26 protein-coding genes are annotated in these 24791 nt (G+C 73.1%); 10 read left to right on the plus strand and 16 right to left on the minus strand.

Translation table 11 applies throughout. The features are described from left to right. Positions 1–406: 406 nt before the first annotated feature. Entirely contained in the window at positions 407–856 is a 450-nt protein-coding gene (locus A8713_RS14175) for an ATP-binding protein (protein ID WP_064533834.1), read from the minus strand. A 201-nt stretch (positions 857–1057) separates the two neighbouring features. Between A8713_RS14175 and A8713_RS14180 the strand changes: the two genes are divergently transcribed. Next, entirely contained in the window at positions 1058–1372 is a 315-nt protein-coding gene (locus A8713_RS14180) for a putative quinol monooxygenase (RefSeq protein WP_064533835.1), read from the plus strand. Further along, positions 1362–2597: a helix-turn-helix domain-containing protein gene (locus A8713_RS14185; RefSeq protein ID WP_064533836.1), complete on the plus strand. Its 1236-nt coding sequence runs from the start codon at positions 1362–1364 to the stop codon at positions 2595–2597. The genes A8713_RS14180 and A8713_RS14185 overlap by 11 nt, the downstream gene beginning before the upstream one ends. A 276-nt stretch (positions 2598–2873) precedes the next feature. On the opposite strand, the gene A8713_RS14190 is transcribed toward A8713_RS14185, so the two are convergent. Both A8713_RS14190 and A8713_RS14195 read right to left on the minus strand, forming a co-directional pair. Further along, positions 2874–3302, minus strand: coding sequence for an ATP-binding protein (locus tag A8713_RS14190; protein WP_064533837.1), 429 nt, complete (start codon positions 3300–3302; stop codon positions 2874–2876). 46 nt (positions 3303–3348) lie between these two features. Further along, on the minus strand, positions 3349–3756 hold the full coding sequence (locus A8713_RS14195) for an NUDIX hydrolase (protein WP_064533838.1): 408 nt from the start codon (positions 3754–3756) through the stop codon (positions 3349–3351). A 115-nt stretch (positions 3757–3871) separates the two neighbouring features. Here A8713_RS14195 and A8713_RS14200 point away from each other — a divergent pair, with 115 nt between their 5' ends. After that, on the plus strand, positions 3872–4660 hold the full coding sequence (locus tag A8713_RS14200; protein ID WP_064533839.1) for a GntR family transcriptional regulator: 789 nt from the start codon (positions 3872–3874) through the stop codon (positions 4658–4660). 76 nt (positions 4661–4736) lie between these two features. On the opposite strand, the gene A8713_RS14205 is transcribed toward A8713_RS14200, so the two are convergent. Continuing rightward, positions 4737–5498, minus strand: a complete 762-nt coding sequence (locus tag A8713_RS14205; RefSeq protein ID WP_064533840.1) for a phosphoglyceromutase — start codon at positions 5496–5498, stop codon at positions 4737–4739. A gap of 219 nt (positions 5499–5717) precedes the next feature. On the opposite strand from A8713_RS14205, the gene A8713_RS14210 reads away from it, so the two are divergent. Further along, positions 5718–7091 (plus strand): MDR family MFS transporter, encoded by a 1374-nt coding sequence (locus tag A8713_RS14210; protein WP_064533841.1) that lies wholly within the window; start codon positions 5718–5720, stop codon positions 7089–7091. A gap of 67 nt (positions 7092–7158) precedes the next feature. Here A8713_RS14210 and A8713_RS14215 read toward each other — a convergent pair whose 3' ends face one another. Beyond that, positions 7159–7650 carry a DUF2000 domain-containing protein gene (locus A8713_RS14215; protein ID WP_064533842.1) on the minus strand — a complete coding sequence of 164 codons (492 nt, stop codon included), beginning with the start codon at positions 7648–7650 and terminating at the stop codon, positions 7159–7161. 65 nt (positions 7651–7715) lie between these two features. Here A8713_RS14215 and A8713_RS14220 point away from each other — a divergent pair, with 65 nt between their 5' ends. Continuing rightward, positions 7716–8585: a helix-turn-helix domain-containing protein gene (locus A8713_RS14220; RefSeq protein WP_064533843.1), complete on the plus strand. Its 870-nt coding sequence runs from the start codon at positions 7716–7718 to the stop codon at positions 8583–8585. On the opposite strand, the gene A8713_RS14225 is transcribed toward A8713_RS14220, so the two are convergent. Together A8713_RS14225 and mshA are read right to left on the minus strand one after the other, a co-directional pair. Continuing rightward, positions 8539–9129, minus strand: coding sequence for a YbjN domain-containing protein (locus A8713_RS14225; RefSeq protein ID WP_079158964.1), 591 nt, complete (start codon positions 9127–9129; stop codon positions 8539–8541). The genes A8713_RS14220 and A8713_RS14225 overlap by 47 nt on opposite strands. Next, on the minus strand, positions 9122–10459 hold the full coding sequence (gene mshA, locus A8713_RS14230; RefSeq protein ID WP_064533844.1) for a D-inositol-3-phosphate glycosyltransferase: 1338 nt from the start codon (positions 10457–10459) through the stop codon (positions 9122–9124). Before mshA ends, A8713_RS14225 begins: the two co-directional genes overlap by 8 nt. A 440-nt stretch (positions 10460–10899) precedes the next feature. Between mshA and A8713_RS14235 the strand changes: the two genes are divergently transcribed. The 3 genes from A8713_RS14235 to A8713_RS14245 all read left to right on the plus strand — a co-directional run bounded on the left by A8713_RS14235 (position 10900) and on the right by A8713_RS14245 (position 14870). Then, a complete protein-coding gene (locus tag A8713_RS14235; RefSeq protein WP_079159260.1) occupies positions 10900–11637 on the plus strand; it encodes an SAM-dependent methyltransferase in 738 nt (245 codons plus the stop codon). Positions 11638–11960: 323 nt separating this feature from the next. After that, on the plus strand, positions 11961–13094 hold the full coding sequence (locus A8713_RS14240; RefSeq protein WP_064533846.1) for a C40 family peptidase: 1134 nt from the start codon (positions 11961–11963) through the stop codon (positions 13092–13094). A 513-nt stretch (positions 13095–13607) separates the two neighbouring features. Beyond that, a complete protein-coding gene (locus A8713_RS14245; RefSeq protein WP_064533847.1) occupies positions 13608–14870 on the plus strand; it encodes a PP2C family protein-serine/threonine phosphatase in 1263 nt (420 codons plus the stop codon). 56 nt (positions 14871–14926) lie between these two features. Here A8713_RS14245 and A8713_RS14250 read toward each other — a convergent pair whose 3' ends face one another. The 4 genes from A8713_RS14250 to A8713_RS14265 all read right to left on the minus strand — a co-directional run bounded on the left by A8713_RS14250 (position 14927) and on the right by A8713_RS14265 (position 17413). Next, a complete protein-coding gene (locus A8713_RS14250; protein ID WP_037873825.1) occupies positions 14927–15280 on the minus strand; it encodes a DUF2516 family protein in 354 nt (117 codons plus the stop codon). A 100-nt stretch (positions 15281–15380) separates the two neighbouring features. Beyond that, the gene (locus A8713_RS14255; RefSeq protein ID WP_064533848.1) at positions 15381–16097 is read right to left on the minus strand and encodes a hypothetical protein; all 717 of its coding nucleotides are present in this window, start codon (positions 16095–16097) and stop codon (positions 15381–15383) included. Between the two features lie 80 nt (positions 16098–16177). After that, positions 16178–16654: a helix-turn-helix domain-containing protein gene (locus tag A8713_RS14260; RefSeq protein WP_064533849.1), complete on the minus strand. Its 477-nt coding sequence runs from the start codon at positions 16652–16654 to the stop codon at positions 16178–16180. A gap of 111 nt (positions 16655–16765) precedes the next feature. After that, on the minus strand, positions 16766–17413 hold the full coding sequence (locus tag A8713_RS14265; RefSeq protein WP_064533850.1) for an RraA family protein: 648 nt from the start codon (positions 17411–17413) through the stop codon (positions 16766–16768). A 254-nt stretch (positions 17414–17667) separates the two neighbouring features. On the opposite strand from A8713_RS14265, the gene A8713_RS14270 reads away from it, so the two are divergent. Then, positions 17668–18540, plus strand: coding sequence for a nitroreductase/quinone reductase family protein (locus tag A8713_RS14270; RefSeq protein ID WP_064533851.1), 873 nt, complete (start codon positions 17668–17670; stop codon positions 18538–18540). 2 nt (positions 18541–18542) lie between these two features. Here the strand turns inward: A8713_RS14270 and A8713_RS14275 are convergent, their stop codons facing one another. The 5 genes from A8713_RS14275 to A8713_RS14295 form a co-directional block, all read right to left on the minus strand. Beyond that, on the minus strand, positions 18543–20750 hold the full coding sequence (locus A8713_RS14275) for a HelD family protein (protein ID WP_079158965.1): 2208 nt from the start codon (positions 20748–20750) through the stop codon (positions 18543–18545). A 41-nt stretch (positions 20751–20791) separates the two neighbouring features. Further along, complete coding sequence (locus A8713_RS14280; RefSeq protein ID WP_064533852.1) at positions 20792–21454, minus strand: TetR/AcrR family transcriptional regulator; 663 nt, start codon at positions 21452–21454, stop codon at positions 20792–20794. A 65-nt stretch (positions 21455–21519) separates the two neighbouring features. Then, positions 21520–22641, minus strand: coding sequence for a phosphotransferase (locus tag A8713_RS14285; RefSeq protein WP_064533853.1), 1122 nt, complete (start codon positions 22639–22641; stop codon positions 21520–21522). A gap of 213 nt (positions 22642–22854) precedes the next feature. Continuing rightward, positions 22855–23574, minus strand: a complete 720-nt coding sequence (locus A8713_RS14290; protein WP_107440636.1) for an HAD family hydrolase — start codon at positions 23572–23574, stop codon at positions 22855–22857. Further along, positions 23574–24452: a winged helix-turn-helix domain-containing protein gene (locus tag A8713_RS14295; protein ID WP_064533854.1), complete on the minus strand. Its 879-nt coding sequence runs from the start codon at positions 24450–24452 to the stop codon at positions 23574–23576. The genes A8713_RS14290 and A8713_RS14295 overlap by 1 nt, the downstream gene beginning before the upstream one ends. 150 nt (positions 24453–24602) lie before the next feature. On the opposite strand from A8713_RS14295, the gene A8713_RS14300 reads away from it, so the two are divergent. Continuing rightward, the gene (locus A8713_RS14300; RefSeq protein ID WP_064533855.1) at positions 24603–24791 is read left to right on the plus strand and encodes a hypothetical protein; all 189 of its coding nucleotides are present in this window, start codon (positions 24603–24605) and stop codon (positions 24789–24791) included.

Genomic DNA, 24791 nt, shown 5'->3' on the forward strand with positions numbered 1-24791 from the left:
GGGCGGAAACTGGAGCGCAGGCTCGGCCGGGGGGCGGGCCGCGCGGGGAGCGGAACGAGCCGCCTTGAACCAGTAAAGGAAGTTGTAACTCAGTCCGTGCTGCGGAGCCTTAAGGCGTGCGTGCATGACGGGGATTCGGCATGTTGGCGGTGCACGATAGACACGCAAAGCACCTGGCGGATCATCCATTGATCTAGGTACTGGCGTGCGCGATGGTCATCGTGCAGGGCTCGCGGCGCATGAGTGCCCGGAAAGTTCCGAGGCAGCCGTGGTGCAACCACGTCCCTGCCTCGTCGGAGACGACCGATCAGGGCCGGATAGGTCGTCCGGAGTGCTGGTCATTCTCGCGGTTAATGGGCGGTTTCGCACGAGCACTCGTACCAGTAGCCGAAGCTCGTCATGCTGATCATGGCAGATGGCCCTCGGCACAAACAGGCTGGCGCGTCGGCTCCTGGGCGTGGGCGGGTGCGTGGAGTTCGGCGGTGACCGTGCGGCCGGAATCGCCGCCTCGGGTCTGAAGCCGGTCGGCGAGTGCGGCGACCATGCCCAGCCCTCGACCGTGGGTGGAATCGGGAGTTGGGTGCTGGACCCGGGGGCTGGTGTCGGACGTTCCGCAGTCGGTCACTTCGATGACAACGGCCAGCGGAGAGACTGCGAGCGTCACGTGGAACGTGCTGCCGGGACCGCCACTGGTGGTGTGCACCACGGCGTTGGTTCCGAGTTCGGTCACGATCAGCGCGGCGTCGTCGGAGCGAGGGTGGCCGTCCAGCATCGCGTGCGTCCACTGACGGGCGGCACGGAGCTCTCGGGGGTCGCCGAGGAAGCTGCGTCGGTGGGTGGGCATGGCGTCCTCCATGGGCGGTGACCTGCTGTTCTCCAGGGTGAAACGGCCCACCGGCAAGCGTGGAGCAGGTGGGTCGTAGAATCAGTACCAGCACCGTACTAAAAATACGGGTCACTGGAATGCAGATCCGTACTTTTCGTACGGGTGCCGGGGCGCATAGCGTCGCCCTGGAGCTTGTTGCCGACGTGGACACCGACGGAGGAAGGACCTCGTATGTTCGGACTGATGGTGCGCTTCACCTGCAAGGACGATGCGGCGGCGGCTGCGTTCGACGACCTGGTGGCACGGACGGGTGAGCACATCCGTGCGCACGAGCCCGGAACGGTGGTCTATGCCGTGCACCGTGTTGACGGCCGACCCTTGGAGCGCATGTTCTACGAGCTGTACCGGGACGAGGACGCCTTCCAGGAGCACGAGTCGAAGGACTATGTCCGTCACTTCCTGGCTGAGCGGGAGCAGTACCTCTCCGCCACCGAGGTCGACCGCCTTGGCTTCGTCTCCGGCAAGGGCGTGCGCGTTGAGCAGTGACTACGAGCGGGCACTCGGTCGCAAGATCGCTTCCGGACGCAAGCGTCGCGGGCTCTCGCAGAAGGAGTTCGCCGCGCTGCTGGGGCGTTCGGAAGCCTGGCTGTCGCAGGTGGAGCGCGGCGTACGCCGCATCGACCGGATGACCGTGCTCGGGAAGGTCGCCGACGTCTTGGGCGTACCGGTGGCGGAGCTGGCAGCCGAGGCGCCTCTCATGGCGTCACCGGCCGAGGACCTGTCGAGCGGAGCGGACAGGCTGCGGCTGCTGCTCAGCACCCCGCATGCTCTCAGGGCGCTCGTCCGCCAGGCACGGGATGGTGCGCCCGCGGATGTGACGGCACTTGGTGGCAAGGTCGAGCGGGCCTGGGGACTCGTCCACCGAGGAGCCCACGCCGAACTGACCGAGCTGCTGGAGGCTCTGGTGCCCCGGCTGGAATCTGCCGCCCGCGTCGCCACCGGGGCGGAGCAGGCCGACACCTTCCGCTTGCTCGCCGGCGCGTACCAGGCGTTCGGTGCCGCGCTCGCGAACATGGCGGAGCCCGAGGCCGCCTGGGTCGCGATCGACCGTGCCGTGGCCGCCGCCGAGCGGGCCGGTGATCCCTTGCTGATGGCCGCCGGTGCGTTCCGCTTGTCGGTCGTCTTCCTCGGTGTTCGTCGCTTCGCGCAGGCAGCCGATGTCTCCGGGAGCGCTGCCGAGGCGCTGGCTCATGGGGAGGGAGCCGAGCAGACCGAGAGACTGGCGCTGCGCGGTGCGCTGACACTCCAACGGGCCCTCGTCGCGGCTCGGCTGAACCTGGCCGATGATGCGTACGCGTTCCTGCGTACCGCCCGTGATCTGGCCGAACAGGTCGGCGCGGGGCGCAACGACTACAACACCGAGTTCGGTCCGGCCAACGTGTCGGTGCACGAGGTGTCCGTGGCGGTCGGCCTCGGAGATGCCGGGGTGGCTCTTCGAGCCGCGAAGAGGGTCGACGTGTCGGTGCTCTCCGAGGAACGGCAGGCACGATTCCACATCGACCTCGCCAAAGCCCATGCACAGCGCCGACAGGTGGACGATGCAGTATCAGCTCTGTTGCGCGCGCAGGAGTCGACGCCTCAGTTGGTGAGGGCCATGCCATCAGTGAAACAACTCGTCGCGGATCTGCTGCTCATGGGTCGACCGCCCTCCGAAGCGTTGCTACGGCTGGCTGAGGAGTTGGGCGTGGACGATCCGGCGAGTGGTGTCTGAGGCCAGCCTGTCGCGCCTCGTTCAGTCGGTCCACGTCGATTTCGTCGGTGCTCGAAGCCGTCGTCCGGATCGAGGCGAAGACAGTCGGGACTCGATGCGGCCCTCGTACAGCCACTCCCACGCTTTGTCCGAAGCGTCCGCGTCCGGCGCCGGGGAGATCGTCCGATACCCGCCGGCCAGCCTGCGGAGCCGAGTAGGCGTCTAACGACGCCAGCAGTGCCGACCGCTGCTGCTCGGCCAGATCCTCGCTCCACCCCTCGCACCAGAAGCCTCGCTTCAGCACGAGCGTCCTCCCAGCCGAGGGGCCGAGTACAGCTCCGCGGTGACCGTGTGGCCCTGGTCGGTGTCGTGGACGACGACCCTGTGGGCAATGGCGCTGACCATGTCCAGCCCCCGACCGTGTTCGGCGTCGTGGTCCTGGTGCTTGACCTTGGGGGCCGTGGCCGCGCCGCCGTCGTCCGTGACCGAGACCGCGACCACCTGGGCCGAGACCGCGACGGCCAGGTGGAAGCTGCCGGGCTCCCAGCCGCTGGCTGTGTGGCGGATCGCGTTGGTGCTCAGCTCGCTCACGATGAGGGCGGCGTCGTCCGCCAAGGGTGATCCGCGCAGGATGTCACGGGTCCAGCGGCGGGCTCGGCTCACTTCTTCGGGGAATCCTGGGCAACTCAGTCCCCAGACCCGGACCGTACTCGTATACTCGTCCATACAAGTTCCTTCGTGCTGGTGGGCAGCCATGTGCAGCGGGTTCGGGCTAGACGAGTTTCACGCCGTCGTGGGCGCGGACGGCCGGCGGGGACGTCGCGTCGAGGGCGTCCAGGACGCGGATCGCGTACGCCTCGTCGGCGAGGTCGGTGACCTCTTCGCGGGTGGCCCAGCGCAGGGCGCGGGTCTCGTCGCCGGTGGTGGGCGTGCCGTCGGCGGCCTCGCAGCGGAATACGAGGGAGACGATCAGGCCCGTCATGTTCTTGTAGACGCCGGTCAGGCTGGCGGGGAGGGCGATCTTGATGCCGGTCTCCTCCAGGACCTCGCGCTGGAGGGCTTCCGGGATGGTCTCCTCGCGTTCGAGGACGCCGCCCGGCGGCTCCCACTTGCCGTTGTCGCGGCGCTGGATCAGAAGGGCACGGCCCTGGTCGTCGACGACAACTCCGGCGACGCTCACGGAGTGCGGGCGGTCTGCGCTGTTCACGTTCCTCGGCCCTCTCGGCTGGCTAGGCTCGTCACCGTAGCAACACCACTCGGCAACTTGTCTAGATATCTAAAGGAGTACACGCGTCGTGAGTGTTCTTCCCTCCGGGGCTCTGGGCGATCTCGATCCCACGAGCGATCGTGCGGTCTTCCGGCAGATCGCCGACCAACTGCGCGAGGCCATCGCCCGCGGGCGTTTCCGGGAAGGGGAGAAGCTGCCCTCCGAGGCGGAACTCGTGGAGCACTACGGCGTCTCCCGCATGACCGTACGCAACTCCTTCTCCATCCTTCAGGGTGAAGGGCTCGTGCACGCCGAGCACGGCAAGGGTGTGTTCGTCCGGCCCCGGCCGCCGGTGCGGCGGCTCGCGTCCGACCGGTTCGCCCGTCACCACCGGGAGCAGGGCAGGTCCGCGTTCCTCGTGGAGGCGGACGCGGCCGGCGGCCGTCCGGCCGTCGACAGCCTGGTGGTGAAGGAGGAGAAGGCCGGTCCGGAGGTCTCCGCGCGGCTCGGTGCCGTACGCCGTGTGCTCGTGCGGCGGCGCCGGTACCTGCTCGACGGGCGGCCCGTCGAGTTCGCCGCTTCCTACCTGCCCCTCGACATCGCGCGCGGTACGCCCATCGCCGAGGCCAACCCCGGCCCCGGCGGCATCTACGCCCGCCTCGAAGAACTCGGCCACCGCCTCGACCACTTCGACGAGGAGATCCGCGCCCGCATGCCCTCGCCCGACGAGGTGCGCACCCTGCGTCTCGCGCCCGGTGTGCCCGTCATCCACCTCGTCCGCACCGCCTTCGACACCGACGGCCGGGCGGTCGAGGTGTGCGACACCGTCATGGCCGCCGACGCCTACGTCCTCGCGTACCAGCTCCCCGCCACCTGACGCGCCCGGCACGCAGACGAAAGCCGCCTGCCCGCGGACGGCGGTTCCGCGAGCAGGCGGCTCAAGAGCAGGGGCGTTACTTCTTCTTGCCCTGGTTCTTCACGGCCTCGATCGCCGCCGCGGCCGCGGCCGGGTCGAGGTAGGTGCCGCCCGGGTTGAGGGGGCGGAAGTCGGCGTCGAGGTCGTAGGTGAGGGGGATGCCGGTGGGGATGTTGAGGCCGGCGATGTCGGCGTCGGAGATCTGGTCGAGGTGCTTGACCAGGGCGCGCAGGCTGTTGCCGTGGGCGGCGACGAGGACCGTGCGGCCGGTGAGGAGGTCGGGGACGATGCTGTCGAACCAGTACGGCAGCATGCGGGCGACGACGTCCTTGAGGCACTCCGTCTGGGGGCGCAGCTCCGGCGGGAGGGTCGCGTAGCGCGCGTCGTCGAACTGCGAGAACTCCGCGTCGCGGGGCAGCGGCGGCGGCGGGGTGTCGTAGGAGCGGCGCCAGAGCATGAACTGCTCCTCGCCGAACTCCGCCAGCGTCTGGGCCTTGTCCTTGCCCTGGAGGGCGCCGTAGTGGCGCTCGTTCAGGCGCCAGGAGCGGTGGACGGGGATCCAGTGGCGGTCGGCGGCCTCCAGGGCGAGCTGGGCCGTGCGGATCGCGCGCTTCTGGAGGGACGTGTGGACCACGTCGGGCAGCAGGCCGGCGTCCTTCAGCAGCTCACCGCCGCGGACCGCCTCCTTCTCGCCCTTCTCGTTGAGGTTGACGTCCACCCAGCCGGTGAACAGGTTCTTCGCGTTCCACTCGCTCTCGCCGTGGCGGAGGAGGATCAGCTTGTACGGTGCGTCGGCCATGTCTCCGAGCCTAATCCACGCATTCGGCGCGCCGCCCGTGCGCCCGGCAGGCGGACAGGGGGCCGGTCCCGGGGAGGCGGTTCGCCGGGGCGTGCCGCCGACAGTTGACGGCTTCTGTTAATTGACTGGTTGGGCGGCGGGCCGGGCTCGTAGGTTGTGCGTACGGCGGGCGCGTAAGTCGCGCTACGAGCAGCAGCCACTTACATCCGGGGGTCGTCCATGTCCGTCACCAGTCCCAGACGCGCCGCCGGTCTGCGGCGTGCCGCCCGCGAGACGGTCTCCGGGCTCCCCCGCGAGTTCTGGTGGCTGTGGACGAGCACTCTGGTCAACCGGCTCGGCGCCTTCGTCGCCACGTTCATGGCGCTCTACCTCACCCTCGACCGGGGGTACTCCGCCTCCTACGCCGGTCTGGTCGCCTCGCTGCACGGGCTGGGCGGGGTCGTCTCGTCGCTCGGCGGGGGCGTGATGGCCGACCGGCTGGGGCGGCGGCCCACCCTGCTGATCGCGCAGGCGTCGACGGCCCTCTCCGTCGCGCTGCTCGGCTTCGTGCGCGACCCGGTCTCCATCGCCGGTGTCGCCTTCCTGGTCGGCATGGCCTCCAACGCCTCCCGTCCGGCCGTGCAGGCGATGATGGCGGACATCGTGCGGCCCGAGGACCGGGTGCGCGCCTTCTCGCTCAACTACTGGGCGATCAACCTCGGCTTCGCCGTCTCCTCCATGGCCGCCGGTTTCATCGCCGAGTTCAGCTATCTGGCCGGGTTCCTGATCGAGGCCGCGATGACGATGGCCTGCGCGATCGTCGTCTTCCTCAAGCTGCCCGAGTCGCGGCCCGGCGGCGACGGCGGCGAGTCCGGCCGGGAGGCGGGCGCGGAGGCGTCCGTCGGGCTGGTGACCGTGCTGCGCGACCGCCGTTTCATGAGTGTCGTGGGGCTGTCCTTCCTGGTGGCGGTGGTCTTCCAGCAGGGGTCGGTCGGGCTGCCCGTGGCGATGGGCCGGGCCGGGTTCACGCCCGCCGACTACGGTCTGGCCGTCGCCGTCAACGGCATCCTCATCGTCGCCCTCCAGATCCCGGTCACCCGGCTCATCGAGCACCGGGACCCCAAGCGGCTGCTCGTCGTCTCGTCCCTGCTGGCCGGGTACGGGTTCGGGCTCACCGCCTTCGCCGGGTCGGTCGGTGTCTTCGCCCTGACCGTGTGCGTCTGGACGCTGGGCGAGATGATCAACGCACCGACCCAGACCGGGCTGGTCGTCCGCCTCTCCCCCGTGCACGGGCGCGGCCGCTACCAGGGCGTCTACACCCTGTCCTGGTCGCTGGCCGCCCTCGTCGCCCCGCTGATGTCCGGCGCGGTCATCGACCGGCTCGGCGCTCAGTGGCTGTGGGGGATGTGCGCGGTCGTGGGGACCGCCGCCGCCGTCGGGTACGGCGCCCTCATGCGGAGCCTGCCGCAGGAGGACGACCGTCCGTACCTCGACGGCCAGGGCGGCCAGGACGGCGACAAGGGGCTCGCGGGTGCCGGTGCGGTGGATCGGGCGGTCGCCGACGCCCGTCCCTCCGCCGACACCCGTCCCTCCGCCGAGGCCGGTACCACGTGACCCGTACCCATGTGACCCGCGGCCCGTGGCTCGTACCCGTGAGCCGTGACTCGCGGGGCGGGCCCTCTCACGGGTGCATCCGCGCCCCCTTCATCACCTTGTCCACCGCGTTCCGCGGGCCGTACACCGCCAGACCCGCCAGGTCCAGGCCGGAGGTCCGTACGGCCCGTACCGCCGCGCGGTTGTCGCGGTCGTTGCCGGTGGCGAAGAGGTCGGTGGTGAACAGGGCGCGCGGGAGAGCGCGGGACAGGGCCCGGCCGTGGGCCGCCGCCAGGGTCTCCTTGGTGCCCTCGAAGACCAGCACCGGCTGGCGGAACATGGGCAGGTAGGACACGTCGTCGGCGTCCGCGTACGGCTCGCCGACCACCTCCGGGACCGTGGTGCCCAGGCCGCTGACCAGGAACGCGGTCACGTTCAGGCGCTGCCAGGTCTCCAGGTCCTCGCGCAGCAGTACGGCGATCTTCGTGTCGAAGCGGACGGGCGCGGGAGCGGGGGCGGGGGCCTCGGGAGCGGCGGGCTCGGGGGCGGCGGGCCCGGGGCGGGTGGGCTGTTCGTTCATGGGACGAGGCTCCCGGGCCGCGTACGCCGTCGTCTTGTACGTTCTTTGCGCGGTACGTTCGACACGTGGCCGACCAGCGACAGGCACCCCAGGAAGCCCCGGCGGTCCGGGCGGACCCGGCCGCCCGCCGGGACGTCTCCGCCTGGCGCCCCGGTGTCCCGGGCGTCGTGGAGGTCCTGCACGCGCACTTCACCGGCTACGCCTACCCGATGCACGTGCACGAGGCGTGGACGCTGCTGGTCGTGGACGACGGCGCCGTACGGTACGACCTCGACCGGCACGAGCACGGCACCCCGCACGACACGGTGACGCTGCTGCCGCCGCACGTGCCGCACAACGGCTCACCGGCCGCGCCGGGCGGCTTCCGCAAGCGGGTCGTGTACCTGGACAGCAGCCGGCTGGGCGAGGAGCTGATCGGAGCGGCCGTGGACGGGCCCGAGCTGCGGGACCCGGTGCTGCGACGGCGCGTCGGGCAGTTGCACTCCGCCCTCGGCCGGCGCGGCGACGAGCTGGAGGCGGAGAGCCGGCTGGCGCTCGTCGGCGGGCGGCTGCGGGACCATCTGCGCCGCCACCGGACGGACGCCGCCGCGCACCTGGAGCGGCGGGACCCGGTGCTCGCGCGGCGGCTGCGGGAGCTGCTCGACGCGCGGGTGGTGGCCGGGGTCCCGCTGGAGGAGGCCGCCCGGCTGCTGCACGCCCATCCGGCGCATCTGGTACGGGCGTTCAGCGGCGCGTACGGCATCGCCCCGCACCAGTACCTGATGTCCCGCCGGGTCGGGCGGGCGCGCCGGCTGCTGCTGGACGGGCTGCCGCCCGGGGAGGTCGCGTCGGTGACCGGCTTCTACGACCAGGCCCATCTGACCCGGCACTTCAAGCGGCTGGTCGGGGTCACTCCGGGGCGCTTCCGGGGGCCTGGCGCCCGATCAGGTGGGTGAAGGCGTCCAGGTTCCGCGTGGACTCCCCGCGGGAGGTCCGCCAGGCGTACTCCTTGCGGATCGCGGAGGCGAAGCCCAGTTCGAGAAGGGTGTTGAAGGCGCCGTCGGCCGCCTCCAGGACCTGGCCGAGCAGCCGGTCGATCTCGTCGGCGGTGACGGAGGCGAGGGAGAGCCGGGCGGTGACGTAGATGTCGCCGAGCCGGTCGACGGCGTAACTCACGCCGTACATCCGCAGGTTGCGTTCGAGGAGCCAGCGGTGGACGCCCGCCTCGTTCTCGTCGGGGTGGCGGATCACGAAGGCGTTCAGCGAGAGGGTGTGGCGGCCCGCCAGGAAGGAGACCGTGGTGGAGAGCTTGCGGGTGCCGGGGAGCTTGACGACATAGGTGCCGGGCCGCGGGCTCTCCCATTCCAGGCCGGTGTCCTCGAAGGCGGCTTCGAGGGTGCGCGCGGCGCGCTCCGCCTCGCCTCCGGTGCCGGTGCCGGCACCTGCGCCGGAGTGACCGTCCGTCCCGCCCGCCTCGTCCGCCTCGTCCGTCTCAGCCATGGTGGGAGCGTACGCGACGCCGGTACGACTGGAGCGCGGCCGTGTACACCTCTGCCGTGGCCGCCGCCGAGGCGTCCCAGCCGAAGGAGCGGGCGTGCCGGGCGGCGGCGGCGCCCGTGCGGTCGACGAGCTCCGGGTGGTCGGCGAACTCGCGCAGCACGCGCGCGTAGGCGGCCGGGTCGTGGCCCTGGACCAGGAAGCCGGTCTCGCCGTGCCGGACGGCCACCGGCAGGCCGCCGACCGCCGCCGCGAGCACCGGGGTGCCGGTGGCCTGGGCCTCGATCGCGACCAGCCCGAAGGACTCGCTGTAGGAGGGCATGACCAGCACGGACGCGGCCCGGAACCAGTCGGCGAGCTGGTCCTGCCCGACCGGCGGCCGGAACCGTACGACATCGGCGATGCCCAGCCGGGCGGCCAGCTTCTGCAGCCCCTCGGGCTTGGCGAGGCCGCTGCCGCTGGGGCCGCCGACCACCGGTACGACGATGCGCGAGCGCAGGTCGGGCCGCTCGTCGAGGAGCACGCCCACGGCCCTGAGCAGCACGTCGGGGGCCTTGAGCGGCTGGATGCGACCGGCGAAGAGCGGGATCAGGGCGTCCTGGGGCAGGCCGAGGCGGGCGCGGGCGGCGGCGCGGCCGTCGCCGGGGCGGAAGCGGTCGAGGTTGACGCCCGGGTGGACCACGGCGACCTTGGCCGGGTCGGCGGTGTAGTGGCGCACCAGTTCGCCGGCCTCGTCCTCGGTGTTGGCGATCAGCCGGTCGGAGGCGGCGACGATCTGGGTCTCGCCGATGACGCGGGCGGCGGGCTCGGGGGTGTCGCCGTCGGCGAGGCTGGCGTTCTTGACCTTGGCCATGGTGTGCATGGCGTGCACCAGGGGGACGCCCCAGCGCTGGGCGGCGAGCCAGCCGACGTGGCCGGAGAGCCAGTAGTGCGAGTGGACGAGGTCGTAGTGGCCGGGGCGGTGGCCGGCCCAGGCCTGCATCACGCCGTGCGTGAAGGCGCACAGCTGGGCGGGCAGCTCCTCCTTGGCGAGGCCCTCGTACGGACCGGCGTCCACATGGCGGACCAGGACGCCGGGCGCGAGGTCGACGCGGGGCGGCAGGCCGCCGGTGGTGGCCCGGGTGAATATCTCCACCTCGATGCCCTGGGCGGCCAGGCGCTGGGCCAGCTCGACGATGTAGACGTTCATGCCGCCGGCGTCGCCGGTGCCGGGCTGGTGGAGCGGTGAGGTGTGCACGGAGAGCATGGCGACGCGCCGGGGCCTGCGGTAGAGCCGCAGCCGCGCGGGAGCCGACGACGAGCGACGCCCGAGCCTGCCGACGTACTGGCTCACGTGGCGTTCCTCCTTGCTGCGGGCATGCCGGACCCTGGGCGCGGTGCGCCCTTCAGGGGGCAACGCCGTCGGGGGCGGCTCCCTTCCCGATGCCCGGGTCTTTGCACAATCATTACCAATCTCGATCAACCGTTCGACGGCGGGATGCGTACGGCTGTTCGACGGTCGAGGTGTGCGGCGGTGTGCGGTGGTGTGTGGCGGTGTACGACGCGTTCGCGGTACGACGCGTTCGCGGTGTACGACGCGTGTCCTGGGCCGAGTGCCCCCATACCCTCGTATCCATGACACCCCGTGCAGCGTCCGCCCCCCGCGCCCGGCTCCGTGCGAGCCGCGCGGGCGTTCCGGGCGGCCGGAGCGGTTCGGGCGGCGGTTCGGGCGGGCGGGCTCCCGTCGTCGGGACGGTGACGCGCGGGACGACCAACCCGAACCGGCTGCGCCGCATGGACCGCTGGATCGCGGCGGTGCACGGCGCCGAACTGCGGCGCGCCGACGAGCCGGTGGCCGTCGACCTCGGCTACGGCGCCGCGCCCTGGACGGCGGTCGAACTCCTCCAGCGGCTGCGCACCGTGGCTCCACGCGCGCGCGTGGTGGGCGTCGAGATCGAACCGGCGCGGGTGGCCGCCGCGCTCCCCTACGAACGCGACGGGCTCGTCTTCCGGCACGGCGGCTTCGAGGTGCCCCTCGCGCGGCGCCCGCAGCTCATCCGCGCGGCGAACGTACTGCGGCAGTACGACGAGGACCAGGTCACCGCCGTGTGGGAGCGGCTGTGCGCCCGGCTCGCCCCGGCGGACGGGCACGCGCGCGGGGGACTGCTCGTGGAGGGCACCTGCGACGAGATCGGGCGGCGGCACGTCTGGGTGGCGCTCGGTCCTGAGGGGCCGCGCACCGTGACCTTCGCCACTCGGCTCGGCTCCCTGCACCGCCCGTCCGACCTCGCCGAGCGCCTCCCCAAGGCACTGATCCACCGCAATGTGCCGGGCGAGCCGGTGCACGCGTTCCTGCGCGACTTCGACCGCGCCTGGGCCGCCGCCGCGCCCTACGCCTCCTACGGCGCGCGGCAGCGCTGGATCCGCGCGGTGCGCGACCTCACGGCCGACTGGCCGGTGACGGACGGGCCGACTCGCTGGCGGCAGGGTGAAGTGACGGTGGAGTGGGGGGCGTTGGCGCCGCGCGGCTGAGCCGGGACCACATCCGTTCCGACGCCCGCGCAGCACCTTTCCGAAGGGCCGCCCCGGAGCCCGTCCCGAGGCCCGACCCGAGGTCCGCCGCCGGATCCCGCACGCCTCGCGCGCCCCGCGCGCCCCCTCCCGCGCTTCCTTCACCTCCGCCCGTCGCACTTGTGGCGACCTGCGGGGAACGATCTTCGGGGGCCGCGCGTCACACAGGCGGGCGGCCGGCGCGGGTGGGCATCGGCGACCGGCCTCTGTCGTTTTGGGCGCCGTCGTGGCACTATCCCCCGGACGGCACATGTTACTGACGGTAAATCAGTTGGGGGCGGGGTATGGGACGGGGCAGGCGCAGTGTGCTCGCGGTGGCCGTGACCGTGGTCTGCGCGGTCACCGTACTGGGGGCGTCGGGCACGGCGTTCGCGAGCGCGGGGCCCGACCCCGCGCCGACCTCGACCGCCACGGCGCCCGCCGCCACCACGCCTTCCACGCCCTCCACGCCCTCCGCCCCGCCCGTCACGGCCCCGCCGGACAAGGACCTGGAGGCCGTCCGCGCCAAGCTGGACGAGCTGTACCACGACGCCGCCGTCGCCACGGACGCGTACAACGCCGCCGAGGAGAAGTCGAAGCGGCAGTCCGCCGAGGTGGTCGGCCTGTCCCAGAAGATCGTCGAGCAGCAGCGGAAGCTGGACGAGCTGAAGGACCGGGCCGGTGCCGCCGCCCGCGCCCAGTACCGCACGGGCGGGCTGCCGCCCCAGGCCCAGCTGCTGCTGAGCGACGACCCGCAGCACTTCCTCGACGGGGCCGGCCGCGTCCTGGAGGGCGAGCGGGCCACCAGCGGCCTGCTCCAGGAGATGACCCGCACCCAGCAGGACCTCCAGCAGTACGCCGCCGACGCCGCCGACCAGCTGCACAAGCTGGAGGACAACCGCAAGGCCAAGGCCACCGCGCAGAAGCGGATCCAGGCGCGGATCAAGGAGGCGGAGCAGCTGGAGGCCCACCTGGAGAAGCGGCAGCAGGAGCGGCTGGCGCAGCTGGAGCGGGAGGCGGCCCAGCAGGCGCAGGCGGCCTGGCTGGACACCGGCATCCTCAAGGAGATCGGCGGCAGCGCGACCGAGGCCGGCAAGAAGGCGGTGCAGTACGCCACGGCCCAGATAGGCAAGCCGTACGAGTGGGGCGCCGAGGGCCCCAAGACGTACGACTGCTCCGGGCTGACCTCGCAGGCCTGGGCGGCGGCCGGGCATCCGGTGCCGCGCACCTCGCAGGAGCAGTGGAAGCAGTTGAAGCACGTGTCCGTGAAGGACATGCGGCCCGGTGACCTGATCATCTACTTCGGCGACGCCAGCCATGTCGCGATGTACGTCGGCAAGGGCCGGATCGTCCACGCCCCGCGCCCCGGCCGCACGGTGACCCTCGCGGGCGCGGGCACGATGCCGATCCTGGGGGTCGTACGCCCGGACGCGTCCTGAGAGGACGGGTTCGTACGAGGGGGGGGTCCGGCAGCCCGGCGCACGCCCCGGCCGGGACCGGGAAGCCGGAACCGGCCAAACAGCACCCGAACGGCACCCGAGCGACACCCGGCCGGGCGGACCGGCGCACGCCTCCCCGCCCCCGGCCGCCCCCTGTCCCGCCCCGGCGGACACCGCACCGCGCCCCGCGTCCTCCGGCACGCGTTTCCCCAGTACACCGCCCGCCCCCCGGCCCGCCGCGCCGCGCGCGGTGCCGCCCCGATGACCTGGGCCATGTGATCCACCGCACCCCCGGCCGCCGCCAAACCCCCCTGGACGTGACCTTCGTCATTCCGGGGCGGCCGACGCCCTGACCAACTCCGGTACGGATCGCGGCATATGCCAGCGGCCGAAGCGCGAGCGACGCGCCTCACACCATTCCCCCGCGGCGCCGACTACCGCTATGGTCCCCGTCGGTGGAACGAGGTCCCTCGTGCCCGCCATGCCCTCGGGGGGAGGGAAGGAACCGAAACGATGCCCGTGCCCGTACCGCGGCAGAGAGAGATCCCGGCCGCGGAGAGCGGCCAGGCGCAGACCGTGTCCCACGGCGGCGGCCCCTCCGGCGCGCAGCTGACGCTGCTGCTGATCGAGGACGACCCCGGCGGCTCGCCGATCGTGCCCGAACTGCTCGACGCGTCCGGCAAGCCGATCCGCGTCCGCACGGCCCGCAACCTCACCGAGGCCGAGCGGCTGCTCACCGACGACGTGCACTGCATCCTGCTGGACCTGGCGCTGCCCGCCCCGGGCCGCTCGGGCGCGGACGACGACGAGCTGGCCGTACTGCGGCACGTGCTGGAGCTGGCGCCCCGGCACGCCGTGCTCGCGCTCACCGCGTCCGGGGACGCCGAACGCGGCGCCGAGGCGGTGCGCGTCGGCGCCCAGGACTATCTGCTCCGCGACGAGCTGGACGGACCGCTGCTGAGCCGGGCGATCCGGTACGCGGTGGAGCGCAAGCGCTCCGACACGGCCGAGCGGCGGCTCGCCGAGGGCCGGCTGCGCGCGCAGGAGAACCGGCGCCTGGAGCGCGGTCTGCTGCCGACGCCCCTGCTGGACGGTTCGATGCTGCGGTTCGCGGCCCGCTACCGTCCCGGCCGCTCGCGCGCGCTGCTCGGCGGCGACTTCTACGACGCCGTCCGCACCCCCGACGGCACCGTGCACGCCATGATCGGCGACGTCTGCGGGCACGGCCCCGACGAGGCGGCGCTCGGCGTGGAGCTGCGTATCGCCTGGCGGGCGCTGACGCTGGCCGGGCTGTGCGGCGACGACCTGCTGAACACGTTGCAGCAGGTGCTGGAGCACGAGCGCTCGGACGACGAGATCTTCGCGACGCTGTGCACGGTGGACATCGCGCCGGACGGGCGCCGCGCGGGCCTGTGCCTGGCCGGGCATCCGTCACCGCTGGTCATGACACCGGACCGGCCCGCCAGACTGCTGCCCTACGACAACAACGGCCCCGCGCTCGGCGTGCTGTCCGGCGCGCGCTGGCCGCGGCTCCAGGTGGAGCTGGGCCCCCGCTGGAGCCTGATGCTCTACACGGACGGTCTGATCGAGGGCCGGACCGGCCAGGACGGCGAGCGGCTCGGCCAGGACGGCATGCTGGACGTGGTCCGCCGCCAGCTGGCCGAGGGCCTGCGCGGCGAGGATCTGCTGCGGGAGGCGGTCCACGAGGTCCGCACCCTCAACGGCGGGGAGCTCACGGACGACGTGGCGGTGGTCCTGCTGGACCGGGAGCCGTAGGAAGCCGCGCCGCGGGAGACCGCGGCGCGACTCCCCCGCGGCCGCGGGCGGCGGTCCTACCGGCCGCCGTTGTACGGCCCGTACGGGCCGTCGCTGCTGCTGCCGCCACGACGGCGGCCCCAGCCGCCGCCACCGCCGCCGGAGACCTGCTTGACCGCGGGCCGCACGTCGACGATGTAGACGATGCTCGCGATCACGCCGATGATCGGCAGGAACGACAGGATCGAGAACAGGTAGCTGACGACGAGCGCCAGGGCGAGGATGATCAGCCAGAACGCCTTGTTCTGCTTGTCGGCCGCGCGGAACGCGTCCTCGCGCCGGATCGCGGCGTCGCACAGCCCGAACGCGGCCAGGACCATGAGCAGGATCTTCAGGATCCCCAGGAACCCCGCGAAGCCCAACATCAGCATGCCGTCCACCGCCCGTCTCTCCGATTCCTGTGCGGCCACCGTACCCGGAGAACGGGCCGGGCATCCCGAGGGTGCCCGGCCCGCCGACCCGGGCGGTCCGCTACTTGGCGGGCGGCGGGGTGGTCCTGCGGGCGTTGGCGGCGGTGGTCCGGCGCGCGGCCGGGGCCTTCTTCGCGGGCGCCTTCTTCGCGGCGGCGGGCTTGGCGGCGGCGGGCTTGGCGGCCGGTTCCGCCACGGCGGCGGGCTTCTCGTCCTTGACCACGACCGGCTCGGGCCGGGTCCGCCGGGGCTCGGGCTCCACCGCGACGGCCAGCTCCTCGACCTCCTCGGCGATGTCCTCGATGCCCTCGGCGGCCTGGCCGCGCCAGGTGCGGACGGTCTTCTCGCCGTGCTCGGCGACCTTCTCGTAGGTCTCCCGGGCCCGTACGGCGTACTCGGCGGCGACGCCGACGCCGCGCAGGGCGAGGTCCTGGGCGTTCTCGCCGAGCCGCTTGAGGTCGGCGTCGAAGTTGGTGCTGAGCTTCTTCAGGTCGGTGTCCAGCGAGTTCAGGAACTCGGTGACCCGGCTCTGGACGGTCGTCTGCGTCTCCTTGACGCGGGCGCCGGCCTCCTTCGCGCGGGCGGTCGCCCGCTCCTGCACGGCCTTCGGGTCGGTGTTGCGCACGGCGTCGATCCTGGCCGGGGCCTCGGCGGCCAGCTGCTCCACCAGGGCGGGCACCTTGCGGGCCTGGCGCAGGGCCAGGTCGGCGGTGCCGGCGGCGAAGTAGAGGGGGGTGGGGTCGCTGAGGGTCTTGCGCAGGTCGTCGGCGATGGCCATGGTGATGATCCTCCCGGATCGCTTTCGGCTGAGGGTGGTCTGTACCGCGGTCGGCCGCCGGGCCCGTACGGGCCCCGGGGTCAACCGGCCGTCTCCCGCGGTTCACTGTCACTGCCGCCGGACGTACGGTCGCGGCGCTCGGCGGACGCGGGGCGGCCGGACGGTATGGCACCGTCGTCGGCGCCGGCGCCGTCGGGGCGGGCGCCCCCGAACCCGTTCTCCTTGCGGAAGGACTCGTAGATCTGGAGCAGTACCTGCTTCTGCCGTTCGTCGAGCGTGGGGTCCGCCAGGATGACGGCGCGCGTCTCCACCTCGTCGCGGTCGCGCTCGGCATCGAGGATGCCGGCCCGTACGTACAGCGTCTCGGCGGAGATCCGCAGCGCCTTGGCGACCTGCTGCAACACCTCCGCACTCGGCTTGCGCAGCCCGCGCTCGATCTGGCTCAGATACGGATTGGACACCCCGGCGGCATCGGCGAGCTGCCTGAGCGACAACTGCGCGTTGCGCCGCTGCTCGCGCAGGTACTCACCGAGATTGCCGACGTTGAGCGATGCCATGCCTCCACCATGCACCCCCCTTGCTAACAATTGCAAGCACAGCGCTTGCAAGAGCGTTCCGAGGCGCGCAGGGCAGCACCGGGAGGGGCGGGCGGCCAGGCCGTCCGCGGCCTACTCGAAGCTCTCCTGGAAGCCCTGTGCGGCGAGGATCGTGTCGATGCGGGTGCGGTGGTCCTTCTCCCAGTCGTCCAGGGACCGGGCGGCCTCCTCGGCGAGGCGGGCGCGGGCCGCGGTGAGGATCTCGGCGGTGCGGGCGGCGGGGACCGTCACGATGCCCTCCTCGTCGGCGACGACGACGTCACCCGCAGCGACGAGGACACCGCCGCAGCGCACGGGCTCGTTGAGGGGGCGTACCGCCGACTTGGCGCCGGGGACCGGGACGGTGCCGCGGGCGAAGACCGGGAAGCCCAGCTCGCGCACCTCGGCGAGGTCGCGGACGAGGCCGTCGGCGACGAAGGCGGCGATGCCCCGCCGCCGCGCCACGGCGCACACGTTGCCGCCGGCGAGGGCGTACTCGCGGTCGCCGGACTCCACGACGATCACCGAGCCGGGCGCGGCGCGGTGGATGGCGGCGTGCAGCATGAGGTTGTCCCCGGGCGGGCACCGCACGGTGAACGCCGGTCCCGCCACCCGCGGCACCGGCTGCCACAGCGGGTGGATCCCGGGGTCGATGACGTGCTCGCGGCCCAGCAGGTCGGCGAGGGTGGTGGTGGGGACGTCCCGGAAGTCGGCCGCGGTGGTCGTCTCTGCGTCGGTCATGCGGGTGACCCTAGTCCGCCGTACTCCCAAGAGGCGTCCGGCCAAAGTACGTTGCCCGCGCCCGGCCGACCCGCTACGGTCGACGGTATGACTGCCGGGTCGGCCTTGTGCCGTGAGCGAGTCGGGTACCCGGCCTCCGAGTGAGGTCCGGGCGGGCCCGGAGCCCGCCGTTTTCTCCGTGTCTTCCACACAGCACCGCGAGGCGCGCGCAGCGCGCCGGAAGCCCACGACGGAGAAAGCAGACACCCCACCGTATGCCCAACGACTTCAACCAGCACGTCATCGACGAGTTCCGCGCCCACCGCGGCCGGCTCACGGGCCCCTTCGAACACGCCCGGCTGCTCCTGCTGACCACCACCGGCGCCCGGAGCGGCGCCCCGCACACCACCCCCGTCGGCTACCTCCCGGACGGCGGCGACCGTGTCCTGGTCATCGCCTCGGCGGGCGGTTCGCCCCGGCACCCGGACTGGTACCGCAACCTCCTCGCCCATCCGCGCGCGACCGTGGAGAGCGGCGCGTTCACCTACGAGGCGCGGGCGGTGGTACTGGCCGGCGAGGAGCGCGACCGCGCCTTCTCGCGGGCGGTGGAGGCCGATCCCGGCTGGGCCGCCTACCAGGAGAAGACCGAGCGGATCATTCCCGTGGTCGCCCTGTACGAGGCCGGGCGCGGCGGACCGCCGCCGGTCAACGCCTCCTCGCCCGGTGCGGCGATCAAGGTGGTGCACGACGCGTTCCGCCGCGAACTCGCGCTGATACGCCGGGAGATGACCACCGGCGGCGGCAGCACGCTCGGCGCCCAGTTGCGCGTCAACTGCCTCACCTTCTGCCGGGGCCTGCACCACCATCACACCGGCGAGGACACGATGCTGTTCCCGTTCCTCGCCGAGCGGCATCCGGAACACGGCCCGGTGCTCGACCGGTTGCGCGCGGAGCACGTGCGGATCGCCGAGCTGGTGGAGCGGCTGCGGCGGGCGGTCTCGGGCGCCGGGTCCGGTGACGGCGGCGCGGCGGACGCCCGCGCCGAGGTGGTCCGGCTGACCGAGGAGCTGGAAGCCCATCTCACGTACGAGGAGGAGCAGTTGGTGCCGCTGCTCGACGCCGGAGGCCGTGCGTCCGGTCCGGCCTGACCTCAGAACGGCAGCGGCCGCGCGTGCACCACGTCCAGCCGGGACACCGCCCGGGTCAGCACCACGTACAGCCGGTTCAGGCCCCGGCCCTCGGCCTCGGCGATCGCCGCCGGTTCGACGGCGACGACGTGGTCGTACTCCAGTCCCTTGGCGAGGCCGGCCGGCAGCACGGTGACCCTGGCCGGGGGCCGGGGCCCCGAGCCGGAGCCCGGTGATCCGCCGCCATCCGGTCCGTCCGGTCCGTCCGGTCCGTCCGGTCCGTCCGGTCCGTTCGGTCCGTTCGGTCCGTTCGGTCCGTTCGGTCCGTCCGGTCCGGCGGCGGGGATCCCGGCCGCGGCGAGCGCGGCCAGCGTCCGGCCGGTCTCTGCGTCCGCGGTGATCACGCCCACCGAGCCCTCCCGGGCCAGCGCGTCGCGTACTGCCGCCACGACCGCGGCCGTCAGAGCACCGCCCACCGGTCCGTCGGCGGTCCCGTCGGCGACCACCTCCCGCAGCCGCAGTTCCCCGTCGCCGCGCAGCGAACGGGCGGGCGGCACGTCCGCGTCGAGCCGGGCCAGCAGCCGGTTGGACAGTTCGACGACGGCGCGCGGCACCCGGAAGCCGGTGATCAGCCGGACCACCGGCGCCTGCGGCCTGCCCAGGTGCGCGAGCAGTTCGGACCAGGTCCCGGCGGCCCAGGGCGTGGTGCCCTGGGCCAGGTCGCCGAGGACCGTCAGCGAGGCGTAGGGCGCCCGGCGGGCGATGGCCCGGCACTCCATGGGCGAGAGGTCCTGGGCCTCGTCGACGACGATGTGTCCGTAGCCCTCGGGGTGTTCGATCAGCCCGGCGACCTCGTCCAGCAGGACCAGGTCGGCGGCCGACCAGCGGGCGGTCCGGTACGAGCGGGGCGGCCGGGCCCACAGCAGGGCCCGCTGCTCGCCGGCGTCGAGCAGGCCGTCCGCCGCGCGCGCCAGCACGGCCGGGTCGGCGAGGAGCGCGGCGACGACCTGCTCGGGCCGGACCGCGGGCCACACGGCGTCGACGTAGGCGCTGAGCGCGTGGGCCCGTTCCGTGCGGCGCACCCAGGAGGCGGGGCGCGGTCCGGAGCGGCGTTCGGCCTGCTCCTGGAGGAGGCGGACGGCGCGGGTGCGGACCCGTTCGCGGCCGATGGCGTACGGCACCCGCTCGGCGCGCACATCGGTGACGATCCGCGCCAGCGCGCCCGCCGGGACGCGCCAGCGGTAGGAGCCGTCGGCCACGACGAGGGGGCCGACGCCCTCGGTGCTCACGCGCGCGTACAGCGCCCGGCGCAGCACCCGCGCCATCCGGGCGTCGTGCTTGACGCGGGCGGCCGGTCCGCCGTCCTCGGCGCGTACCTCCGGGCGGCCGGTGAGCGGGTGGCGGGCGATCTCCTCGGCGACGGTCGACTGCCGTACGCCGCTCTCGCCGAGGGCGGGCAGCACCTCGGCGATGTAGGAGAGGAAGGTGCGGTTGGGGCCGAGGATGAGCAGGCCCTTGCGCGTCAGGCGCCGCGGGTGGGTGTAGAGCAGGTAGGCGGCGCGGTGCAGGCCGACGGCGGTCTTGCCGGTGCCGGGGGCGCCCTGGACGCAGACGGTGGTGTCCAGGGCGGCGCGGACGAGGTCGTCCTGCTCGGGCTGGATGGTGGCGGCGATGTCCCGCATGGGGCCGATGCGGGGGCGTTCGATCTCGCGGGCGACGATGTCGCTGGTACGGGACTTGCCGCGGCCCAGGTGCTCGTCCTCCAGGCCGGTCAGGTCGGCGGAGTCGCCGCGGCTGCCCGGTGCCCAGCCGAAGCGGCGGCGGACGGCGACGCCCTGCGGGTCGCGGGCGCTCGCCCGGTAGAAGGCGCGGGAGACGGGGGCGCGCCAGTCGACGACGAGCGGCGGGGCGGTCGGCGCCTCGGTGATCCGCAGCCGGCCCACGTGGTAGCTCTGGCCGCTGTGGTCGGGGTGGCCGGCGGCGAAGTCGAGGCGGCCGAAGAAGAGGGGGCCTTCGGGGAGTTCGCGCAGGGCCTTGGCGCGGCTGCGCAGCCGGTACCCGAGGACTTCGGCGTCCGCCCCGGAGGCGGAGACGTCCTCACTGACGACGACCTGTTCCCCGGCGCCCTCGACCATGGCGGCGAGGGCGGCGCGGCAGGTGTCGTGGTGGGCGCGCTCGGCGGCGAGCGCGGCGGCCGGGACGGGGCCGGGAGCAGGGTCGGGTGGCGTCATTCCGCCCACCCTACCCAATTAGCGTTACCGAGTTACATTTTTTACTCAGTCTCACCACGTGGCGCCGGTTCCCGCGGCACGAGGTCCGGCAGGCAGCCCGCGAGCCGGGCGAACGCCCGCTCGGCCGCCGCCACCGCCTCGGGCCGTACGTCCTCCAGGGGCTCCCCGGCCGCGATCCGCCGCCAGTTGTCCTGGGCGAGGATCCGCTGCACGGCGATGATCTGCCCGGCGGCCAGCCGGGCGTCGAGGCCGCCGCCGAGCGCTTCGGCGAGCGCGGCCTCGGAGCGCTCCAGGTGCGTGTGGGCGCGGGCGACCAGGGAGGGGGTGCCGTACAGGAGCGCGTGGAAGGCGAGCACCTGGGGGTGGTCGTTGAGGCCGGTCACCGGATCGTCGCGGTCCAGTCCGTCGAGGAAGTGCCGGCGCAGCGCGTCCACCGGCGCGGCGGGCGCGGCGGCGGCCACTCGCGCGGCCTCGTCCTCGTGGTCGGCGATCCGGTGCAGGACCAGGTCCTCCTTGGCCGGGAAGTAGCGGAAGAGGGTCGGCTTGGAGATCTCGGCGGCGGCGGCCACCTCCGCCACCGACACCGCGTCGAACCCCTTCTCCAGGAAGAGCCGTACGGCGGTGTCCGACACCGCCTGGTACCGCTGCCGCCGCTTGCGCTCCCGCAGCCCCGCCCCGCCGCCGGTCCTGTCCGTCTCGCTCATGGGGCGAGCCTACGCAGCGCCGGCCGGTGTCCCGCGCCGCGGACGGGTCACGGGGCGCGGACGGGTCACGGGGCGCGGTGGCCCTGCCGTGCGCCGTGCGGCGCGTGCCGTCCGTGCGTACGGTGCCAGCGCGCGAGGGCGGCCGCGACGCGGGCGGGCGAGGGCACCGACTCCAGCGCCAGCGGGAGGGCGGCGGCCGCCAGGATCCGGTGCAGCCGGCCGCCCAGCGCGGCGAGCCCGCGCCGGTCGGGCTCCGCTCCGGAGCCGAGCGACAGCGCCGTACGGATCACGTCGGTGAAGACCGACTGGGCCCGCTTGAAGTCCACGAGCAGACCGAGGTCGTGCTCCCAGCCGCGGGAGCTGCCGGGGCGTACGGCCTCGGCGGTGCGGCACCACGCCTGCGTCATCCGGCGCGCCTGCCAGCGCGGGTAGCGCATCAGGTACAGATGGGTGGCGAGGTCGTACAGCGGGTCGCCCAGCATGGCCAGTTCCCAGTCGATGGTCCACAGCCGGCGCTCCGCGTCGACGATGAAGTTCTCCCGGTGCAGATCGGCGTGGAGCAGGCAGAACGGGCGCTCGCGCAGCCCCTTGAGGTGCTTGCGCAGCCGCTTGAACACCTCCGCGTCGATCCGCAGATCGGTGAAGAGGCCGCCGAACTCCGCGAGGTTGCGGGCGTAGACCCGCTCCTCGGCGAACAGGACCAGCCGCTCCAGGAAGGCGGCGGTGTCCCCGTCGGCCGGGCGGTCCTCGGCCGCGCAGCGGCGCTCCACGGCGAGCATGCCCGGGGTCACCGCGATCAGTTCGCCGAACAGGGCGGCGGTCTGCCGGAACAGATCGCCCGGTACGGCGTTGCCGGACGGGCACAGCGCGCCGAGCGTGCGGCCCTCGATGAACCGCTGGAGCCGGGTGCCGCCGACCTCGACCAGCTCCGGGATCCGGCCGATCCGCCCCCGCAGGGCGGACAGCAGCTGCTCCTCGGAGGCGAAGCAGCGGCGGTCGAACCAGAGCAGGTCGCCGCGCGGCTCCCGGCACTTCCACCGGCCGGGGCGCAGCGCGCCCGCCTCGCCCGCCAGCGGGAACACATAGGTCTCGTGGTGGTAGCCCCGCAGCGGTCCCTCGACCCTGCTCTCGTCACCACTCGCCTCGACCGCGTGCAGCCGGGCGCTGGAAGCCAGTTCGAGCGGCATCGCCCGTTCTCTCTCGCCGTGAACCCTCTGCGTGGACCCTCTGAGGAACGAGCCCTGCCGAAGGGGCGAACCCCTCCGAAGGGTGCAGAAGTGGGAACACGCTACCCCCACCCGGCACGCGGCGCGCAGCGAACCTCTCGCGTCTCACTCGTGTCCCGTCCTCCGGGCCCCGACGCGCCCCCCGTACGCCCCCGTCGCGCGCCCCGCCCGAGGTCACGCGGGGCGCAGCGCCGCCAGCAGGGTGTCCAAGGAGTGGACGATCATCCGCGCGCCCGCCGCCGCGAGGATCTTGCTCTTGCCCGGGTTGCGGGCGTAGCCGAGGAAGGGGACGCCCGCCCGCTCGGCGGCCCGGAGGTCGGTGGGGGTGTCGCCGATCATCAGGGCGGAGGCGGGGGCCGCGCCCATGGCGTTCAGCGCGCGCTGGAGGCAGTGCGGGTGGGGCTTGAGGTGGTGCAGCTCGGCGGTGCGGCCGTACAGGTGCGGAGCGAAGCAGGGCAGCAGTCCGCGGCCCTGGAGGTAGGCGCGCACCACGGCCGGGGAGTTGTTGCTGGTGACGGCGAGCCGGGCGCCGACGGCGGTCCAGGTGCGGATCAGCGGATCGGCGTACGGGGTCGGCATGGCGCTGGCGGCGGCCTTCAGCTCCTCCTGGGTGAGGCGCTCCTCCAGCTCCGTCACCAGGTCGCTGCGCGGGCGGCGGCGGTCCACCGCGCGCAGCAGGGCGTGCGGGTCCAGCGGTTCGCGTTCGGCCTCGCTCAGCAGTCCGTGCAGGCCCTGCTCGCCGAGCCAGTCCAGCAGGCCGTGCGCCACCCGCTCCGCCGAGTGCCCCGCGAAGAGCCGGCAGACCGGGCCGTCGAAGTCCCAGAGGACCACCTGCGCCCGGGAGACCAGTTCCCGCAGCGCCCTGCTCTCCGTCTGCGTCGTGTCAGAAGTCACTAGGAGAGTGTCAGGTCCGTGGTGATGGTTTCCCAGAGGGCGTCGAACCACTTCTGGGACTCCTCGACGAACGCGGCGTCGCGGTGCCCGGCCCGTCTGGTGAAGGAGAACAGCAGGGACTTGGAGCCGAGGGCGTCGTACATGTCGAGGGTCTGCTCGCCCCAGTCCTCCGCGCGCCGGGTGAGGGTGTAGTAGCCCATCAGGGCCTCCTCGCCGCCCAGCAGGTAGAGCTTGACGGGCGGGGTGAAGGGCAGCGCGCGGAAGGTGACGCGCACGTCGATGTCGTGGGTGGCGCGCAGGGACAGCAGATTGTGCCGCAGCACCTGGCCCTGGGCGTTGCGCATCTCCAGCCAGCGCCGGTGCACCGCGTCGTCCTCGCCCGGTCCGGTCACGGACACCGGGAAGGCCAGCGCGATGTTCCGGGAGGGCACCAGCACCCGTACGTCGATCGAGTCGGGGCGCATACGGCCCTCGTGGATGAGGCGCAGCGGCTCGCCCATGGCCACCATCAGGGTCTCCGCCGTGTGGCAGACGACGTCGATGCGCACCCGGCGGCCGGCGAACACCTCGGTCAGCCGGGGGGCGAGGCCGACCATGGTCGGCTGCGGCTCCTCGCGTACGGGGGCGGCGTCGGCGATCCTCGGCGGGCTGCCCTTGCTGACGTTGCTGAGCAGGCCGTCGCTCTGCAGTGACCGCAGGGCCTGGCGCACGGCGCCGCGCTCCACGCCGAACTCCTCGGCGAGTTCGGCCTGGGTGGGCAGGCGGTCGCCCGGCCTCAGCTCGCCCGCGCGGATCCGCTCGCGCAGGGTGTCGGCGATCTCCTGCGGAGAGCGTCTCCGACTGCCGTCCACGGCCAGGTCCTCATGGGTCACGACCAAACGGTACAACTTTGATCCACCTGGCGGGAGTTGTTCGAAACTTGTTTATCGGTATCGACCAAGTGGGGACAACTAGAAGTGAGTTGGCTGCCAACTCGGGGGAGTTGGTGGGAGTTTTCCGGCCAGCCAGGTAGGTAAGGGGGAACCACCGTGCCCGTCCTCGCTCTTGTCTCCGCCGTCCTCGCCGTCGGCTTCGAGCAGTTCGTCCAGTGGCGGTACGGCGCCGCGGGCATGGTCGGCCTCGTGCTGCTCACCGTCGGCACCAAGGCGAAGAACCACACGGTCAGTTCGGCCGGCGCGGTGCTCCTGGCGCTGCTGCTCGCCGGGCCCGCCCTGTGA

It is taken from the genome of Streptomyces sp. SAT1 (genome assembly GCF_001654495.1).
GTDB lineage: Bacteria > Actinomycetota > Actinomycetes > Streptomycetales > Streptomycetaceae > Streptomyces > Streptomyces andamanensis.

Bases quoted from the DNA above. Each gene is read 5' to 3' on its own strand.
- A8713_RS14175 (WP_064533834.1), bottom strand. From the start codon at position 856: ATGGAGGACGCCATGCCCACCCACCGACGCAGCTTCCTCGGCGACCCC.
- A8713_RS14180 (WP_064533835.1), top strand. From the start codon at position 1,058: ATGTTCGGACTGATGGTGCGCTTCACCTGCAAGGACGATGCGGCGGCG.
- A8713_RS14190 (WP_064533837.1), bottom strand. From the start codon at position 3,302: ATGGACGAGTATACGAGTACGGTCCGGGTCTGGGGACTGAGTTGCCCA.
- A8713_RS14205 (WP_064533840.1), bottom strand. From the start codon at position 5,498: ATGGCCGACGCACCGTACAAGCTGATCCTCCTCCGCCACGGCGAGAGC.
- A8713_RS14210 (WP_064533841.1), top strand. From the start codon at position 5,718: ATGTCCGTCACCAGTCCCAGACGCGCCGCCGGTCTGCGGCGTGCCGCC.
- A8713_RS14215 (WP_064533842.1), bottom strand. From the start codon at position 7,650: ATGAACGAACAGCCCACCCGCCCCGGGCCCGCCGCCCCCGAGCCCGCC.
- A8713_RS14225 (WP_079158964.1), bottom strand. From the start codon at position 9,129: ATGGCTGAGACGGACGAGGCGGACGAGGCGGGCGGGACGGACGGTCAC.
- A8713_RS14235 (WP_079159260.1), top strand. From the start codon at position 10,900: ATGGACCGCTGGATCGCGGCGGTGCACGGCGCCGAACTGCGGCGCGCC.
- A8713_RS14240 (WP_064533846.1), top strand. From the start codon at position 11,961: ATGGGACGGGGCAGGCGCAGTGTGCTCGCGGTGGCCGTGACCGTGGTC.
- A8713_RS14245 (WP_064533847.1), top strand. From the start codon at position 13,608: ATGCCCGTGCCCGTACCGCGGCAGAGAGAGATCCCGGCCGCGGAGAGC.
- A8713_RS14250 (WP_037873825.1), bottom strand. From the start codon at position 15,280: ATGCTGATGTTGGGCTTCGCGGGGTTCCTGGGGATCCTGAAGATCCTG.
- A8713_RS14255 (WP_064533848.1), bottom strand. From the start codon at position 16,097: ATGGCCATCGCCGACGACCTGCGCAAGACCCTCAGCGACCCCACCCCC.
- A8713_RS14260 (WP_064533849.1), bottom strand. From the start codon at position 16,654: ATGGCATCGCTCAACGTCGGCAATCTCGGTGAGTACCTGCGCGAGCAG.
- A8713_RS14265 (WP_064533850.1), bottom strand. From the start codon at position 17,413: ATGACCGACGCAGAGACGACCACCGCGGCCGACTTCCGGGACGTCCCC.
- A8713_RS14270 (WP_064533851.1), top strand. From the start codon at position 17,668: ATGCCCAACGACTTCAACCAGCACGTCATCGACGAGTTCCGCGCCCAC.
- A8713_RS14275 (WP_079158965.1), bottom strand. From the start codon at position 20,750: ATGACGCCACCCGACCCTGCTCCCGGCCCCGTCCCGGCCGCCGCGCTC.
- A8713_RS14280 (WP_064533852.1), bottom strand. From the start codon at position 21,454: ATGAGCGAGACGGACAGGACCGGCGGCGGGGCGGGGCTGCGGGAGCGC.
- A8713_RS14285 (WP_064533853.1), bottom strand. From the start codon at position 22,641: ATGCCGCTCGAACTGGCTTCCAGCGCCCGGCTGCACGCGGTCGAGGCG.